Genomic DNA, 16456 nt, shown 5'->3' with positions numbered 1-16456 from the left:
GCTGACCGTGCCAAAGCAGACGCTGACCGTGCTGATAACGCATGCCCGACGGCAACGACGGCACGCTCGACGGTCACGACGGCACGCTCGACGGTGATGAGGGCACGTTCGACGGTGATGAGGGCACGCTCGACGGTGATGAGGGCACGCTCGACGGTGATGAGGGCACGCTCGACGGGGGCGGGGCGTGGCCGGCTTGCTCAGTGGGTAGCGGGTTTGGGGGTCTCGGCTTGGTAGCGGACCGCGGCGTCGCGGAAGGAGAGTGCCTTGCGGTGTTGACCGTCGGCTGTCAGTAGATCGGCCGTGCGTTCGCACAGTTCGGCGGCCTCTTCGGGACGTCCGAGGGCGTCCAGGGTTCGTGCCATGTGTTCGGTGACATCAAGGGTGTCGGGCTCGATGGGACCGTGGGTGAACGTGTATTTCGCGAGCAGATCTCGGCATTGCGGTTCACATTCGGCCCATAGGCCCAGCCGTACCTGGCACCGGATGACGTCGTGCAGATTCGATAGGCACTTCAGTGAGTAGGGACCCTCGCGGCGGCATCGGATCTCTCTCAGAACTGAGAACTCCGCAAGTGCATGTTCGTATTCGCCGGCTTCGAAGAGCTCGGTGGCCTCGCGCTGCATTTCATCGAGCACAGCTTCTACTCTGTCGCATCCGATGCCGGGCTGTGGCGATTTCGCTGATATCCGCCGGACGTCGAATCGGTGTCAGCAGAGGTCGTCGCTCCCGCCGTCGGCGAGACTGTTCTCTGTGATCCACCCCTGCTTGTCGTAGGCCCCGTACTGCGCATGTGTCCACTTTGTGCCGTCGGCATTGACCACGTAGCAGTCATAGCCCAGCTCGGTACCGTCGGGAAGCGAATGGACCACGCTGCAGTTGCCTCCCGGCCCGCTCCGCAGGTTCGCGCGTGGCGCGTCGACGGTCCCTGAACTGTCGTCCTTGTCAGCAAAGGGATGCGAGCAGGAGACCGGGATGGGGGCGGCTTGAGTCGGTGCGGAGATTCCTCCGAAGAGCCCTGCCGTCACCACGGGGATTGCAGCCGCGGCGGCGGCGAATGAGCGTTTCATGGTGACATTTGTCCTTTCTGTGAGTAGAGATATGTCCATTTCCACGGTAGGCAGAGGTGGCACCCGCGCCGGTCACGTTTTTGTCGCGAATCCGGACTGACCAGCGCGAGACGATGCGCGAACGGGCGGCCCGGACCACTAATGTCACCGGAGTGAGACGACCTCCACGCCCTGACGATCCGCATCAACATCACCACCACCAGCTGGGCCCGGTGGACCTCCATCCGAGCGTCGCGAAGGTGGTGATCGGACTGCTGGTTGCTTCCGCGGTTGCGGTTGTTCTTGGGCTGGTGCTTCTCTGGCCCGGCGACCGGGACCACGACATCCCGGTGAACTTCCAGTCGGTCGGTGGTGGTTCCATCCAGCTCGAAAGCGGGCAGGTGGTCGCGCAGGCCACCGCAGCCTGTCTCAACAAGCAAGCCGGACAGGTGTTCGCCGGTGATCCGGCGGTGGAGTCGGTGAAAGATGGTCCGTGCATCCAGAACACCGTGCAACTGACCTCGGGTCCCAACGAGGGTGCCAACACCTTGATCGAGGTCGCCACGCATCGGGTGGAGGCCGGGATCGAGCAGGATTCGGGCAGTGACGAGCTGACGCCGGAACAGCTTGCCCAGCCGCTGCCGGGACAACCGGATCTGAAGGTCGGCGACAACATCAAGTTGTCGCGCTCGGCGGGTGTCGATGGTGCCGACACGTATTCATTCTTCGACTACGGCCGTTCGACGTCGATCATCATCTGGGCGTTGGTGTTCGTCTTCGCCATCGTTCTGGTGGCGGCCTGGCGCGGTCTGCGGTCGGTGATCGGGCTGGTCTTCGCGTTTGCCATGCTCTTCGGTTTCACATTGCCCGCGATGTTGGACGGACAGTCTCCGGTCGCGGTCGCGATTGTGTCGTCGGCGGCGATCTTGTTCGTGGTCATCTACCTCGCCCACGGAGTGAGTCTGCGGACCAGCGCGGCGCTGCTGGGAACGCTGGCGTCACTGATGCTGGCAGGCTTCCTGTCGTGGCTGGCGATCGAGACGATGCACATCACCGGCTTCTCCCAGGAGCAGACGACCAATCTGCAGCTCTACAACAACACGATCTCGCTGAACGGAATCCTGTTGGCGGGATTCATCATCGGCGTGCTCGGTGTGCTCAACGACGTGACGATCACCCAGGCGTCGGCGGTCTTCGAGCTCTCCGCGGCCGATGGTGGCAATCGGCGGCAGACCTTCACCGCCGCAATGCGGGTGGGCCGCGACCACATCGCCAGCACCGTCTACACACTGGTGTTCGCGTACGCGGGCAGCACACTTCCACTGCTGTTGCTGTTCTCGGTGTCCGGTCAGACCTTCGGGACCTTGATGACGACCGAACTGGTCGCGATCGAGCTCGCCCGCAGCTTTGTCGGCGGTATCGCGATTGCGCTCTCGGTACCGCTGACCACCGCGGTTGCGGTGATGTTGTCCACCAAGCCGGGAATGGACGGCAATGCGAAAGTCACCGACGACCCCGTGGTGGTCGACGAACCCGACCAGGCGCGCGGACGACACTGGCTGCCCGAGTAGTCCTGTTGCCGCAGTGCTCAGCCGGGATCGGCGACCGTGTTGGTCACCGAACCGATCCCGTCGATCGACAGCATCACCTCGTCGCCCGGACGGATCCAGCGGTCGAGTTCGAGGCCGCACCCTGACGGCAGGGTGCCGGACGTGATCAGTTCGCCGGGGTGCAGGTTCTCCGACTGACTGGCGTAGGCGACGACTTCGCCGGGGTGGTAACGCAATCCGTGTGTACCGGTTGACGACCACAGTTCGCCGTTGATGTGCACCGACGCGGTGAGCTGATCGATCTTGGGCAGGACTTCGTCGGCGGTCACGACCACCGAACCAATGGAACTGCCAAAGGTTTTGGTCTTCACCACTGGCCCGAACACGCCGCGACGTTGCTCGTCCCACTGCACATCGCGAGCGCTGAAATCGTTGAACACCACAAATCCTCCGATGGCCGCGGCCGCTTTTTCCGGGGTGGCGTCGCGAACGGGGTGGGCGATGATCATCCCGAATTCGAGTTCGAAGTCGAGTTCGTTGGTGTAGCTGGGCCAGGGCATCGGTTCGCCGTCACCGATCACCGTCAGATGATTGCCGGTGTAGTAGACGGGGTGATCGTAAAACGCGGAGCCTGGCCGCAGGAGCGGAAACACCTTGTGCGTCAGGCGTTCATAGGTACGAAGGAAGGGCCGGCTGGCGGGGAGATTGCGTTGGACGAGACCGTGTGCAGCGTTGGTCCAGTGCTGTTCCCATCCGAGAAAGCAGCGCAGGGAGCTGGGGTAGTAGGGAATGGCCGGCGGCGGATCGGTGGCAATCCCGATTCCCTCGCCTGCGGCCCGATCGACCGCATCGATGATCTTGGCCCTGGACTGGTCGCCGGTGGCGAGCAGTGCCAACAGATTTGACTGGAGGTGGCTGAACTCTTCGAGTCCGGCCCGGCCGTTGAGGGCGGCGCGCAGACTGATCCAGCGGCCCGACGGCTCGTGCAGGATCGCCAACGAGGCGGGCCCGGGAAGTCGGCGAATCTTCATGAAGTCATGTCGCGTTGGAGTTTTCCGGCGGCGGCAAATGCCTTGGCGCGGCGGACGATGGTCGGTGGTGCCGGCGGCGCGCCTTCGAACAATCGGTAAAGGGTGCTGAGATTCAGCACTATTCGTTCGGGTGAACCCCACTGGGCGAACGGCGCGAATTCCGGTGACCGAACCAACGCGCGTGCGGCGGGCAGCGGCGCCACGCCGGCGGCGTGCTGGTCGCCTGCCGCCTGCGCCAACCACACCCAGTAGTCGCGCAACAACTCGATCTCGGCACGGCCGCAGATCGGGCCGTGTCCGGGAACGTAGGTCGCGGCGTCGAGTTGCAAGAGATGGTCGATTGCAGCGATCCAATTCTCCAGCGGCCCATGCCAGATCACCGGCGTGGCACCGATGAACAAGAGATCTCCGGTGAAGACCACTCCGGCGTCGCGAATGTGAACGATGAGATCCCCGGGTGTGTGCGCGGGCCCGAAGTTGCGCAGATGGGCACCGCGGCCACCAACCTCGATGTCTTCGGTGTCGGAGAAGGTGTGGTCGGGCAGGCGGGGCAATCGTTTCGGCAGGTCCGCGCCGCCCGTCACCTGATGCATGTAGCCGCCGAGATGCCCGGCCGGACCCGGAATCGGCCGGGTCAGCCTGCCGAGCGTGGCAAGCGCGCCGACCACTCCCGGTGGGGTGTCTTCCTTCATCGCGGTCAGTGCGGCCGCCGACGTCGTGATGCGCGCGGCCCGGGGAAGCGTGTTGTTGCCCCACCAGTGGTCACCGTCGGAATGTGTGTTCACCGCTTCGGTGATCGGGGCGTCGCTGACCGACGACCACGCTTCCATATTCGCCTGGGCCCGGACTCGATCCCAGACCGTGTCGATCACCATCGACGCGTCGTCGCCCACCACCAAGCCCGTGTTGGTCTGTCCCCAACCGCCGGGCAAGTGCATGAAAGCGTATGTTCTGGCGTCGATTTGGGTGAGTTGATCGTGCCGAACGGGCATGGGCGATCCTTGGTTGAGTCCTTTCGGCCAACTATACCGAGCGACTGCTCGCTTATGTCGGCTCTGGTGAGACTCCGGAATCGCTGCGGCAATGACCGAAGAAACCGTCGCGCAAAGTTGCCTTGAATTGGCGCGCTACCTGTTGTTTCACAGGGTAAGTTTCATCCATGACGAACTATGTTGTCCCTCAGCCGTTTCCCGATGAGCTGCGCAATGCAGTCCGCGCCGGGCTCATCACCACTGCGGTCCTCGGGATCGTCCTCGGTGTAGTGGCCCTCATCTGGCCCGAACCAACACTGGTCGTGGTGGCCGTGCTGTTCGGAATCACCCTGATCTTCACCGGTATCTACCGCCTGATCATGGCTTTCTCGGCGAAGCTGCTGCCCACCGGGCTGCGGATCTTCCTCGGAATCATGGGCGCGATCATCTTGTTCGCGGGCATCCTGTGCCTGTTCAACCCGGCCGAATCACTGGTGCTGCTGGCCATCGTCATCGGTATCTCGTGGATCATCCAGGGAATCCTGGAGATCGTCGCGGGAGTCACGGGCGCCCACTACGCGCCCAAATCGTTCCTCATCGTGGCCGGTGTGATCTCACTCATCGCCGGCATCGTTGTGCTGTTCCTGCCGGCCGTCGCGATCAAGACGTTCCTGGTGGTCGGCGCGATCCTGCTCATCATCGTCAGCGTCATCACGCTGATGACACTGCCGCGCGCCGCGGCCACGCCTGCTGCTCAATAGGCATGCCTGCTCAGTAACGGTCGGCCCACCCGCGGACCTTGGACACGTAGTCCATCGAGTTGTTGTACCGCAGGACGGCCTTGGTCACCTGGGAGGAATCCCGGAGATCAAGGTTGCCGTCGCAGAGGTATCGGCCGGTGGTGAGGGCTGCATCGAAGAGGTTTTGCGGGTCGGTGACGCCGTCTGAGTTGCCGTCTTCGGCATAGCGCTTCCAGGTTTCTGGAAGGAACTGCATCGGCCCCACCGCACGGTCGAAGTGGGGATCTCCGTCGAGTTCGCCACCATCGGTGTCGTGGATGACGTTGTTGCCGGCCAGGCTGCCGTCGAGGACCGGACCGAGGATGGGTATCTCGAGGACACCGTCCGGATCGGCCTTGCCGTTGTTCGCGTGGGTCGATTCGACCCGGCCGATACCGGCGATCAGCTGCCACGAGATGCCGCAACCCGGTAGTTCCTGGGCAAGCTTCGACCCCGCGGCGTGATACGCCTCGTAATTGATGAGCGGGATCTGACCGGTTGTCACGCTCTCCGGGACCACTTCAGGCGCAGGCTCAGGCGCGGCAACCGGAGCAGGTTCGGTGGTGATGGGCAGGGCGACCGGATTCTGGGAAGGGATGGTCGGAGCGGCGGTCGGCGCATTGTCGGGCGCGCTCTCTGCGACCTGCTTGGGTGGTTCGGTCGTCAATTGCTGCCCTGCATGGGCAGCGGCCACGGCGCTGACCAGTCCGACGGGAACGAGCGCGGCCAATGCGTACGGTGACCGCAACCTTTTCTTCGGTGCCGAGTGCTTACCCAAGTCAGGCGAACCTCCTTTGATGGGCCTTCGCCCGTCGAGTCCGCGCCGACGCTACCCGAGGATGTTCGACTATTCGTTATCTTTCCGTGATCAACCGTGGGTCGTCGATGGATGCGTCGACGCCCTCCGCAGGTCAGACTTTCGCACTGCGAATACTGTGATATCGGTCATACTCGGCGATCCGCGCGGGTGGCGGATCCGCCGGAAACCGGGAAAGGGTTGTCCGCCGAAGGCATTGTGCGAGCATTGTTTTCGGATGTTCAACCGCGAATTTGTCAGAGCCAATGACGGTGGCGGCAGTTCCCCGGGCGACGCTGAGGGCAATCTGAGGCGATGCCCCATTCGCTGCGTGCAACGTCGCTTGTCGTTGGTGGCTGACGACCCTAGATTGTTGGCATGACAAGAGCTCTCCAAGACGTGGCCGCAACCGCTCAGATCCGGGCCAGGATCGCCGAACGGGTGGTCGGGCGCGAGCGCGAGGTCGACCTGCTCCTGGCGGCGGTCTCGGCCGGACGCGATCTGATGCTGGAAGGCCCTCCCGGCACCTCGAAGTCGACGTTGCTGGGGACCATCACCGCGGAGTGGGACATCCCGCTGGTGTTCGTCGAGGGCAACGCGGATCTGACCCCGAGTCGACTTGTGGGACATCACAATCCAGCGCGCGTACTGCGGGAGGACTACTCGGCGGACAACTTTGTCGAAGGCCCGCTCATCGAGGCGATGCGCACGGGCGGGTTCTTGTACATCGAGGAGTTCAACCGCGCCCCGGAGGACACACTCAACACCTTGCTCACGGCCATGGCAGAAAGAGTCATCACGATTCCCCGAGTGGGCAGCGTGACCGCGTTGCCCACGTTCCGGGTGGTCGCGTCGCTGAACCCGTACGACAACATCGGCACCACGCGGTTGTCGACGTCTGTGCACGACCGGATGTGCCGGCTGGTGGTGACATACCAGGACGCCGAGGCCGAGCGTGAAATCGTGAAACGCCGAAGCGGAATCAATTCGGCGCGCGTGATCGCCGATGCCGTTGCGGTCACCCGGGTCACTCGCGAGCGCGACGACATCCGGCAGGGAAGCAGCGTCCGTGGTGCGATCGACGTTGCGTTGCTGGCATCGGAATTGGCGCAGATGCGCGGCGTCACGCTGCCCGAGGTCGATTCGATCGATCCGCCCCGGGGACTGCCGGAGGACTACACGAACGTGATGCTCGATGCCATGCTGGTTGCGTTGTCGGGGCGAATTCACCTCGACGACACCGCTTTCGAGACACCGGAAGCAGTATTGCGGGAAATCTGGCAGGACCACTTCATCCTGATTCCGGCGGCTGCCGAACCGGGTTGAAGAGCCGTCGCGGCCGACAGTCCGCTCTCGCGGCGGTCGAAGAGTGATCACGGTCGGGACCGGGCACACATGCGACCACTACGTCGCAAGCCGAAGGTTCTGGACGAGGAGCCGTCGCTGCTGAAGCCGTCGGCCGGTGGCGGCGGATTCACGTTGATCCCCAAGGGAACCGAACGCGGCAAGCCGATGCAGTTGCCCGGATCGTCGGCGCCCGGTGCCACCGACGACGAGGGTGATCTGGTGGATTCGTCCACCGCTCCTGTTGTCGACGAGATCGGCCGGCGACGGGCGAAACAGATCGCTCGCCGATTGGCGCTGGCGCAGCCGATGAGGCAGCGCCGTGCGCGGCGGGCCAGTTCCGGCACGCTGACGACGATGCGCTGGCGCGGTGGTACCGATGAGATCGATCTGGATGCGACGCTGGTGGCGATCGCGGGTAACCCGTTGCCCACCGACGACGACATCCTGGTCCGCGAACGGGTCCGTAATCGGCGCTCGATCGTTCTGGTCGTCGATATCTCGGGTTCGACCAAAGGCGAACAGGTGCGTACCGCAGCCGCCACGGTCGGTGCGATGGTGGGTGAACTCGCCCGTGATGACGTTGCGGTGGTGGCGTTTTGGTCCGATGCCGCGATCCTGGTGCGGTTGGGGGAGCGGGTCAGCGCCGAGACGGTACTCGATCAGTTGCTGACGTTGCCGACTCAGGGACTGACCAACGTTGCCTTCGCTCTCGAGGTGGCGGCGCGGGAATTGGCCGGGGTACCACCGGCGGATGCGCGGGTGCTGCTGCTGAGCGACTGCGTGCACAATGCGGGCCCTGACCCGCGTGGAGTCGCGGCGCGTCTGCCACGACTAGATGTCCTGCTCGACACCTCAGGTGAAGACGATGTCGACCTGGGCCGGGATCTGGCAACAATCGGACGGGGACGATGCCGGCTGATCCGCGACCATCACGATGTCGCACCGGCGTTGACGTCGATCTTCGGCTGACCGGACGCTAGAACCCTCCGAAGTCCCCACCGCCACCGAAGTCCCCGCCGCCGTAATCTCCGCCACCGAAGTCCCCGCCGCCGTAATCTCCGCCACCGAAGTCCCCGCCGCCTTGATCGCCACCGAAGTCACCTCCCTGGCCCGCGTCGATGCCGTCCTGGTAGCCGTCGCCGTATCCGTTCTCGAAGGCGGTGCTGTCATAGCCGACGCCGGCCATGCCGGTGAACATGGCGTTGAACAGGAGGACCGACCCGATACCCCAGGCGCCGGCGACCAGCGCCGGCTTCCACCACGGTTCGGAATACCAGCCGGCGGGCACGGGCCGGTCGGCGACGCGACCGCCGGGGTAGTAATTGGGTGTTTTGTCGGAGGGGTTCGGCGAAGCCGAGACATGCCGGCCCTCGAACTCGATGTCGCGGTCTTCGGTGACAGCGCCCGACGACTTCTGGCCGTCGAGGACTGCGATCTCGGGTCCGGGATCCATGTCCATCGCCAGACGTGCGGCGCGGACGTAGTAAAGACCCTCCAGCGCTGTTTGTTTCGCGAGCAGTGCTTGTCTGGGCGTGGTGGCCTGCTCGATTTGTGAACCGGCTGCGTTGAACCGTTCGGAGGCATCGGACATGGCCGATTTGGCGGGTCCGTTGGAACCGATGAGGCTGTAGACCTGACCGCCGAGTCTCTCGATGGCTTGGCGGGCATCGGCTTTCGCATCGGCGAGAGAGGTCTCTTCGCGGCGGCGGCGCGTGGAACCCTGGTTTTTCGTCAGCGCGATCATCCCGGCGACAACAGCGATGACGGCGATGACCAGAACTAGCTCCATGATCGTCCCTTCGGGTTCAGAAATCGGACATCATCCACCCTACCTGGCGTTCTGCCGCGAACGCCGGGACAAAGGGTTGGCCGCACCCCGACTGCTGGCTACATTGGCGGAATGTCGATCGCAGAGAAGATCATTGCCGAGCAGCAGGCCACCGCCGCGCAGGCGCAGTCCGTATTCGACGGCGCCCCACCGGTGGATCCCGACTTCATGATCGGAACGTGGCGGGGTGCGGAGGTGCGGACCGGTCATCGCATGGACGGAATGCTGAGCGCGAGTGGTTGGTGGGGCAAGCAGTTCATCGATGCCGAAACGGTGCATCCTCTGCTGTTCCCGACCCGCGACGGGAAAGCGCTCTGGGCGCTCGACCCGCGTCGGCTTCCGTTCGATCTGCTGATGCGCGCGCCGCTGCCGTCATTGGAGGGGCGATCACTGGCCGGCCTGACGACGGTGTCGCGTCCGTTGATGGGTACCACCAAGCCCAAGGCGCGGCTGCGGACCACCGTGTACGGCGGTGTCGGTTCGGCGACGATGGTCTACGACGCGCACCCCATCAATGACGTGTTCCGCAGGATCGGCGACGACACCGTGATCGGGCTGATGGATCAACGCGGGGCGCCGCCCTACTTCTTCTCACTGCAGCGCGACGATTCGCTGCCGGTGCTGGCCCGACGCCGATAAATCGTGCGTGTGGTCAAGGATGTCGATGAATTGATTCGCCGGATCGATCGGCGTCGAGGCGGCGGCGATCGCGTTCTCATCGGCATCGTGGGGGAGCCCGGGAGTGGCAAGAGCACGGTGTCCGCGGCCCTCGCTGACCGTCTGGGCGGTGCGGCCGTCGTCGTACCGATGGACGGATTCCATCTGGCCAACCGGGAACTGTCGAGGCTGGGCCGGGCGGCCCGGAAAGGTGCGATCGACACATTCGACGCCGACGGCTACGTGCACCTCCTCAGACGCCTACGCAATCAACAGGAAGCCGTGGTGTACGCGCCAGATTATGTCCGCGGGATGGAGGAATCGGTCGCCGGCTCGATCCCCGTGGCTGCGGAGATCTCCGTGGTCATCACGGAAGGCAACTATCTGCTCGATGCGGACAAGCCGTGGTGCGAGGTCCGGTCGATACTCGACGAGGTGTGGTTCGTCGAGGCGCCGCCCGAAGTTCGGATCGAGCGGATTGTCCGCCGGCACATCAGATTCGGCATGGATGAGAGAGCGGCGACGGCGTGGGCGATGGGTCCGGATCAGGTCAACGCCGACCGCGTGCGGGCGATGCGGGCCGATGCCGACCTGATCATCGACGTGATGGGCTTTGCCGAAACGTTGGGCTAGCTACCGGCGATCGTGAAACCGACTCGTCGGAAATACTCTTCGAAACCTTCGACGTGATCGCCGAGGTGATGGATGAGTTTTGCGGTGTCGTATTCGTGTTGGGTGGTCGCGAGGCCGCGGATCTCAAGGGCCCAGGGCAGCACGGCTTTACCGCCGTCGGCGACAACGTAGTTGAACCGGTCGACGAGTGCTCCGCACCAGAAGAAGTCGGCGAAACAGAGCCTGACCGTTTTGTCGGAGAAGATCTTTGACCACTCGAATCGGCGGGCGTGGCTCGCGTCACCTGCGTGCTCGAACTCCAGGCCCATGCCCCACGCGATGGTGATATTGATGTCGGGCTTGTACGAAGCGGTTGCGTAGTGATTGTTGATCTCGATGCGGTAGCCGTCCGGGGTGAGCGAACCGTCGAACCAGTCGTGGTAGCTCGGCCCCTGGTGTTTGATCACTCGCCAGTCATCGGGTCCAGAGTCCTGGATGATCTGACGGAAATCCTCGAGATTCAATTCGCTTCCCTTCGTCTTGTCGAAGGATAGCCCGCCGACGTTTGTCTGAATGCAGATCCCCTTGCCCTACCCTCCCCGATGACAATCAGCACGTGGTTATGCGTTGTGCGCTTTGCACATTCACCTGTGCGGTGTGCTGGGCGTGCGATGTGTGTGAGGGAGTCGAACCCTCGGCGCCGCCCTCGGCACCACCAGGAGCGGCGGATCCGCCGCCGCGCGGTGTGTGCTCGCCTTGCAATCGGGTACCTGCTGCATTCAGTACAGATCGAACAGTTCTACGCGATCAGATCCGTGGTCCAGTTGGCCTGCTGGATCTGCAGATCGACCTCGCGAAGTTCCCGGGCCACGTTGTCGGCGCGCTCGCGCAGAGGGCGGACCGTCAGTGCCGACACGTACATCAGTTCTGAACGGAGCTGCCGGTAGGTCTGCTGATTCTTGCCCGCCGCCGCGTTCGCGGAATTGGTGACCAGCGCATGACGCAGGCGCAGGACATCACGTCGGGCCAGTGCATCGGTGATGGTACCGTTGCCGAGGGGCGTCGCCGAGTTGGTGGCATTGATCCTTCGGATCAGCAGTTCCAGCTCGTCGAGCGCGCCTTCGGCTTCGGTCAGCAGCTCGGCGGCATTCTCCGAGGGTGGCTCGCCCTCCTGGTATCGCGCGTTGTCCGCGATGCGGGCACGTAGTTGCTCGATACGCCGGCTTGTATCTGTGCGTCGGGCCAGTGCTTCTGCCAACTTCATCGGGGTCCTCCTCTCCGGAAAATCGTTGTGCGCCTCAGCAATGCAACGCGACCATTCACTTGAGCGCAACTGATTTGTTTGTCAATGCACCCGGCGGCCGCGGTAGCGCATGATGTCGAGTGCGTAGTCGACATACTCGGCTGCGATGGCGTCTGCCGAGAGTCGTCCTTCGGGTTGCCACCACGTGGGTAGAGCCGTGCACATCGTCACGACGGCTCGGGACGCATCGTCCGGATGTGTGACCTCGAATTCTCCCAAACGGATTGCGGCATAGACATGTTCGTCGACCAGGGACTGCTGCCGATTTCGCCGGGAACTGATGGCGGCGCGGTTGCGTGGGTCGAGCGCGCGGACCTCGCTCGCCCCGATGAAACCCAATTGCCGTCGGTGGGCGTGGAATAGTGCGAGGTTTTCCACTGCAAGGCAAAATCGTTCCACCGCGGTGTCGCCCTCGGATTCAGCGGCAGTGGATCTCCACTCCAGGTCGGTCATGGTCTCGTCGAGGATCCGCATCAAGATGTCCTGCTTGCCGGTGAACTGACGGTAGATGCTCGACGTCGGGAGGCCGGACCGCGCGGCGATCGACCGCATGCTGGTGCCGTGGTATCCGACCGTCAGGAACTCGATCAGTGCGGCGTCGAGCGTGGGGGAGGTCTTCAGTGGTGCGTAGTCGCGCCACGAACCGTGTTCGGCCGGCTTGCCTTTCGGCCGGTTGGATCGGGGCGTTTTCGGGCGCCTTCTCGGGGCGACTGATGAATGGAGGATCAATGCCGCGTCCATGCCCAGAGCGTCTGCGATGGCTTCGAGACGTTCGACCGACAGGCCTGCCTTGTCGTTCTCGATATGGCTCAATGTCGCCGCGCTGACGCCGATGCGCCTGGCCACCTCACGCAAACTCAGCCCGCTCGCCTCGCGGGCGGCGCGGACACGACGGCCCGGCTCGCGCCACGCCGAGGCGCCCGGTCCACCGACTTCGCTCACCTGCGATGACTCTGACATGTGTTCAGATTATCTGAACACCGTTGTAGTTCGCATCTCTTCTGAATCGAGTTGATTGGCATCCAACTGGGGATATGCCGTCCTTGACAGCTGGCCAGTGTGACCTGCACCATAGCCATCGCGAACGATTGTTCGGTGAATGAGGAGGAATCATGGCCGAGAACCAAGCACCCGAGATGCGCGAACTCCTGGGAGACGACGCACCTTCGAACTGGGGCAAGTGGGGACCCGACGACGAATTGGGCGCCCTGAACTACCTCGACAATGCCGAGACATTGCGCGGAGTCGCGGAGATCAAGTCCGGTGAATCGTTCACCCTGCAGATCCACATGGGCCGTTCAGAATCGCCGGGCGATCCGCTGTGGCCGGGGCGTGAGGGCATCAAACGTCAGAACGTGCTCGACGAGTCCTCGTGGGACGGCGACGGCGCACCTGCGTTCCCCGGCGGCCTGCACTATGCCGACGACACCGCGTTGGTCTTCCTCCAGGGCTCCACGCAGTACGACGCGCTCGGACATGTCTGGTACGACGGCAAGCTGTGGAACGGCTACGACGCGCGCAGCACCGTCGGTGGCATGGACAAGGCGTCGGTGCTGCCCATCGCCGAGAAGGGTGTCTCCGGACGCGGCGTCCTCATCGACATCGCGCGGTTCCGCGGGAAGCCGTACCTGGACAAGGGCGAGACGTTCAACCACAACGACCTCGAAGCCGCCGCCAAGGCGCAGGGCGTCACCATCGAACCGCACGACATCCTCGTCATCCGGACCGGCTGGATGAAGTACTGGTACGAGCTGAACAACCCGGAGAAGTTCTACGAAGGGTTCACCGAGCCCGGTCTGACCTACTCGCGGGAACTCGTCGAATGGTTCCAGCAGCGGGAAGTTCCCAACCTGGTCACCGATACCATCGCCAACGAGGTCACCTACGATCCCGAAAGTGGTGTGGCACTGCCACTTCACTGCGCGCTCATGCGCAACCTCGGCATCGCGCTCACCGAGATCGCCTGGCTCGAACCGCTCGCCGATGCCTGTGCCGCAGACAACCGCTGGACGTTCCTCTACACAGCGGCACCGCTGAAGGTTGTGGGCGGCACCGGTGCCCCGGTCAACCCGATCGTGATCCGGTAGGTCGGCCGATGAGTGTGTATGACAACAAGGTCTGGCTCAGCCAATACCCGGCCGGGTCAGAGGGAAACCACGAACCGGCCTTCGACAGCGCACTTGCGATGTTTGCGGCAACCGTCGCGCGCACCCCGGATCAGGACATCATTCGTTACTTCGACGGGCGGATCACCGCCCGGCGTCTCGACGAGCTGAGCGACGCCTTCGCGGCCGCACTCGCCGACGGCGGATTCGTTGCCGGTGATCGTGCGGTGGTGTACCTGCAGAACATCCCGCAGTTCGTGATCGCGCAATTGGGTATCTGGAAGGCCGGCGGCATCGCCGTGTCGGCCAACCCGATGTACAAGGCGCGTGAGCTTGCGGAGATCCTGAACGACTCCGGTGCCACCGTGCTGGTGGCCCTCGAGTCGCTCCACCGTGATGTCGCGGCCGATGTGGTGTCGGAAACTGCTGTGCGCCAGGTGATCACGACGTCGGAGCTGGAGTACCAGAGCGCCGGCGGCGGCGTTCTGGAGGGTTCGGCACGGATCGAATGCCCGGGTGCTGCGGACATGGCCGAGTTGTTGGCGAAGTTCGACGGCAAGCGGCCTCCGGCCCACACGATCACCCCCGACGATGTCGCGCTGCTGACCTACACCTCGGGCACCACCGGACCGCCCAAGGGCGCGATGACCACCCATCGGAACCTGGTGTTCAACGCGCAGACTTACCGGGACTGGATCGGCATCGACAACAACGATGTGATCCTGGGTGTGGCGCCGCTGTTCCACATCACCGGCATCGTGGGTCACATCGCGCTCTCCCTGCTGACCGGTGCTCCGATGTTGTTGATGTTCCGCCTCGATCCGGCCGACACGGTCGATCTCATCGCGTCTGAGAAGGCCACGTTCACCGTCGGTTCGATCACGGTGTTCATCGCATTGATGAATGCGCCCAATGCTTCTCGCGAAGCGCTGTCATCGCTCACCAAGATCTACTCCGGTGGTGCGCCGATTCCACCGAGTACCATCGCGGCCTTCAAAGAGGCATTCGGTCACTACATCCACAACATCTACGGATTGACCGAGACCACGTCACCGTCGCACGGGGTCCCGTTTGGCAAGGTCGCTCCGGTCGACGAACTCACTGGAGCCACGTCGGTGGGCGTTCCGGTGTACGACACCGTGGTTCGTATCGTCGACGAGAACGGCGCCGACCTGCCCCCCGGCGAGGTCGGTGAACTGGTGACGTCCGGGCCGCAGGTTGTTTCGGGCTACTGGAACAAGCCCGAGGCCACCGCCTCGACCTTCCCTGGCGGGGCGCTGCATACCGGTGATGTCGGGTACATGGATGCGCAGGGCTGGTTCTTCATCATCGATCGCAAGAAGGACCAGATCAACGCCAGCGGATTCAAGGTGTGGCCCCGAGAGGTCGAGGATGTGCTCTATGAACATCCCGAGGTCCGCGAGGCAGCTGTTGTGGGAGTACCGGATTCGTACCGTGGAGAGACGGTGAAGGCATTCGTCAGCCTGCGCGCCGGCGCATCGGTCACCACCGATGAACTGATCAGCTTCACCAAGGAACGGCTCGCCGCGTACAAGGTGCCACGTGAGATCGTTGTCCTCGACGAGGTGCCCAAGACGGCCACCGGAAAGATCCTTCGACGACAGCTTCGCGAAACACACTCGTAGACAGGGTATCCCGGATCAGATCCGTATCTATTGCACGATCCCGTCGAGGGCGGTGATGATCGCGGGCACGTTCTTGCTCTCGGTCCGGCGGATCAGCCTGATCCATGTCGCGGCCGGCTCGGTGGGCCGTGCGATCAGCTGTCCGAGGCGGGACGTGCCGTAGTCGATGTGCCGGATCAGGAGCGGTCGCGTTTCCTGATTCTGCAGAGAGATGAGGGTTGCCGCCGACCATGCGCTGTCGCGGGCCTTTTCGACGCTGAAGTCGAGGATCGGATCGAGCCCGTCGCCGATCGGACCCATAATGTCCAGCAGCGGCGAGAAATCCTCGATGGTCTCGCGGACCTTCGGGATCAGGTCCGCGAGAATGTCGTTGAGGCGATCGAAGTCGGCATGGAAGTCAGTGAGATCTGCGCCGTGGAACAGGGTTCCGGTCACGACGGCCAGATCGAGATTGATGTGGGCATTGATGCCGAGTAGCAGGTTCTGCAAGACGATCAGCGGGGTGTTGTCGATCGCGTCGAAAGTCACCCGCCAGGACCGCGTTGGTGCCGGCTTCGATTCGTAGGCGGTGAAGTAGCGGTTGGCGAACGCGGCGTCGAAGGCACTCATCCGGGGGCCGTCGTCGAAGATGCCCACAGCGATTCCCTTTTGGACTTCGAGGGTGACCTGGCGGTACAACGCCGCAAAGTAGCCGCGGCGATCGTGGACCAGGGTTGTGTCCGCGACGATTCCGCCGAGGATGTCGAGCACGTCTTCGATGTCGTTCGCATGCAAGGCCATGA

The 16456-nt window shown here is 63.6% G+C and carries 18 protein-coding genes; 8 read left to right on the top strand and 10 right to left on the bottom strand.

The window, feature by feature from the left end; genetic code table 11:
- Nucleotides 1-200: 200 nt before the first annotated feature.
- Together H290_RS31075 and H290_RS0107700 are read right to left on the bottom strand one after the other, a co-directional pair.
- Nucleotides 201-638, bottom strand: coding sequence for a hypothetical protein (locus tag H290_RS31075; protein ID WP_020106210.1), 438 nt, complete (start codon nucleotides 636-638; stop codon nucleotides 201-203).
- Between the two features lie 72 nt (nucleotides 639-710).
- Nucleotides 711-1070 carry an SH3 domain-containing protein gene (locus tag H290_RS0107700; protein ID WP_020106209.1) on the bottom strand — a complete coding sequence of 120 codons (360 nt, stop codon included), beginning with the start codon at nucleotides 1068-1070 and terminating at the stop codon, nucleotides 711-713.
- 152 nt (nucleotides 1071-1222) lie between these two features.
- On the opposite strand from H290_RS0107700, the gene H290_RS0107695 reads away from it, so the two are divergent.
- Nucleotides 1223-2620, top strand: coding sequence for a YibE/F family protein (locus tag H290_RS0107695; protein ID WP_369758774.1), 1398 nt, complete (start codon nucleotides 1223-1225; stop codon nucleotides 2618-2620).
- Between the two features lie 17 nt (nucleotides 2621-2637).
- Here H290_RS0107695 and H290_RS0107690 read toward each other — a convergent pair whose 3' ends face one another.
- The gene (locus H290_RS0107690; protein WP_020106207.1) at nucleotides 2638-3630 is read right to left on the bottom strand and encodes a fumarylacetoacetate hydrolase family protein; all 993 of its coding nucleotides are present in this window, start codon (nucleotides 3628-3630) and stop codon (nucleotides 2638-2640) included.
- The gene (locus H290_RS0107685; protein WP_020106206.1) at nucleotides 3627-4622 is read right to left on the bottom strand and encodes an MBL fold metallo-hydrolase; all 996 of its coding nucleotides are present in this window, start codon (nucleotides 4620-4622) and stop codon (nucleotides 3627-3629) included. The genes H290_RS0107690 and H290_RS0107685 overlap by 4 nt, the downstream gene beginning before the upstream one ends.
- A gap of 167 nt (nucleotides 4623-4789) precedes the next feature.
- On the opposite strand from H290_RS0107685, the gene H290_RS0107680 reads away from it, so the two are divergent.
- Complete coding sequence (locus H290_RS0107680; RefSeq protein ID WP_020106205.1) at nucleotides 4790-5362, top strand: HdeD family acid-resistance protein; 573 nt, start codon at nucleotides 4790-4792, stop codon at nucleotides 5360-5362.
- Between the two features lie 10 nt (nucleotides 5363-5372).
- Here the strand turns inward: H290_RS0107680 and H290_RS0107675 are convergent, their stop codons facing one another.
- Nucleotides 5373-6158, bottom strand: a complete 786-nt coding sequence (locus H290_RS0107675) for a lytic transglycosylase domain-containing protein (RefSeq protein ID WP_028462923.1) — start codon at nucleotides 6156-6158, stop codon at nucleotides 5373-5375.
- Nucleotides 6159-6554: 396 nt separating this feature from the next.
- Between H290_RS0107675 and H290_RS0107670 the strand changes: the two genes are divergently transcribed.
- Nucleotides 6555-7502, top strand: a complete 948-nt coding sequence (locus H290_RS0107670) for a MoxR family ATPase (RefSeq protein ID WP_028462922.1) — start codon at nucleotides 6555-6557, stop codon at nucleotides 7500-7502.
- Between the two features lie 69 nt (nucleotides 7503-7571).
- Nucleotides 7572-8492 carry a VWA domain-containing protein gene (locus H290_RS0107665; RefSeq protein WP_020106202.1) on the top strand — a complete coding sequence of 307 codons (921 nt, stop codon included), beginning with the start codon at nucleotides 7572-7574 and terminating at the stop codon, nucleotides 8490-8492.
- A gap of 7 nt (nucleotides 8493-8499) precedes the next feature.
- Here the strand turns inward: H290_RS0107665 and H290_RS0107660 are convergent, their stop codons facing one another.
- Nucleotides 8500-9267, bottom strand: coding sequence for a DUF1542 domain-containing protein (locus H290_RS0107660; RefSeq protein WP_369758781.1), 768 nt, complete (start codon nucleotides 9265-9267; stop codon nucleotides 8500-8502).
- A gap of 156 nt (nucleotides 9268-9423) precedes the next feature.
- Here H290_RS0107660 and H290_RS0107655 point away from each other — a divergent pair, with 156 nt between their 5' ends.
- Both H290_RS0107655 and H290_RS0107650 read left to right on the top strand, forming a co-directional pair.
- A complete protein-coding gene (locus H290_RS0107655; protein WP_020106200.1) occupies nucleotides 9424-9990 on the top strand; it encodes a DUF4334 domain-containing protein in 567 nt (188 codons plus the stop codon).
- A 3-nt stretch (nucleotides 9991-9993) separates the two neighbouring features.
- Nucleotides 9994-10641, top strand: coding sequence for a nucleoside/nucleotide kinase family protein (locus tag H290_RS0107650; RefSeq protein ID WP_020106199.1), 648 nt, complete (start codon nucleotides 9994-9996; stop codon nucleotides 10639-10641).
- Here H290_RS0107650 and H290_RS0107645 read toward each other — a convergent pair.
- From H290_RS0107645 to H290_RS0107635, 3 genes are all read right to left on the bottom strand, one after another.
- Nucleotides 10638-11144, bottom strand: a complete 507-nt coding sequence (locus H290_RS0107645) for a hypothetical protein (RefSeq protein ID WP_020106198.1) — start codon at nucleotides 11142-11144, stop codon at nucleotides 10638-10640. The genes H290_RS0107650 and H290_RS0107645 overlap by 4 nt on opposite strands.
- A 275-nt stretch (nucleotides 11145-11419) precedes the next feature.
- Nucleotides 11420-11884: a DIP1984 family protein gene (locus tag H290_RS0107640; protein WP_020106197.1), complete on the bottom strand. Its 465-nt coding sequence runs from the start codon at nucleotides 11882-11884 to the stop codon at nucleotides 11420-11422.
- Between the two features lie 81 nt (nucleotides 11885-11965).
- On the bottom strand, nucleotides 11966-12883 hold the full coding sequence (locus tag H290_RS0107635) for a TetR family transcriptional regulator (RefSeq protein WP_020106196.1): 918 nt from the start codon (nucleotides 12881-12883) through the stop codon (nucleotides 11966-11968).
- 152 nt (nucleotides 12884-13035) lie between these two features.
- Here H290_RS0107635 and H290_RS0107630 point away from each other — a divergent pair, with 152 nt between their 5' ends.
- Nucleotides 13036-14010: a cyclase family protein gene (locus H290_RS0107630; protein ID WP_020106195.1), complete on the top strand. Its 975-nt coding sequence runs from the start codon at nucleotides 13036-13038 to the stop codon at nucleotides 14008-14010.
- Between the two features lie 8 nt (nucleotides 14011-14018).
- Entirely contained in the window at nucleotides 14019-15674 is a 1656-nt protein-coding gene (locus tag H290_RS0107625; RefSeq protein ID WP_020106194.1) for a class I adenylate-forming enzyme family protein, read from the top strand.
- Between the two features lie 27 nt (nucleotides 15675-15701).
- Here the strand turns inward: H290_RS0107625 and H290_RS0107620 are convergent, their stop codons facing one another.
- Nucleotides 15702-16454, bottom strand: a complete 753-nt coding sequence (locus tag H290_RS0107620; RefSeq protein WP_231373532.1) for a DUF5995 family protein — start codon at nucleotides 16452-16454, stop codon at nucleotides 15702-15704.
- Between the last annotated feature and the right edge of the window lie 2 nt (nucleotides 16455-16456).

The organism is Nocardia sp. 348MFTsu5.1 (assembly GCF_000383535.1).
In the GTDB taxonomy this organism is placed as follows: Bacteria; Actinomycetota; Actinomycetes; order Mycobacteriales; family Mycobacteriaceae; genus Williamsia; species Williamsia faeni.
The sequence above is the reverse complement of the archived record's forward strand: the minus strand, read 5'-3'. Positions and strand labels throughout refer to the sequence as shown.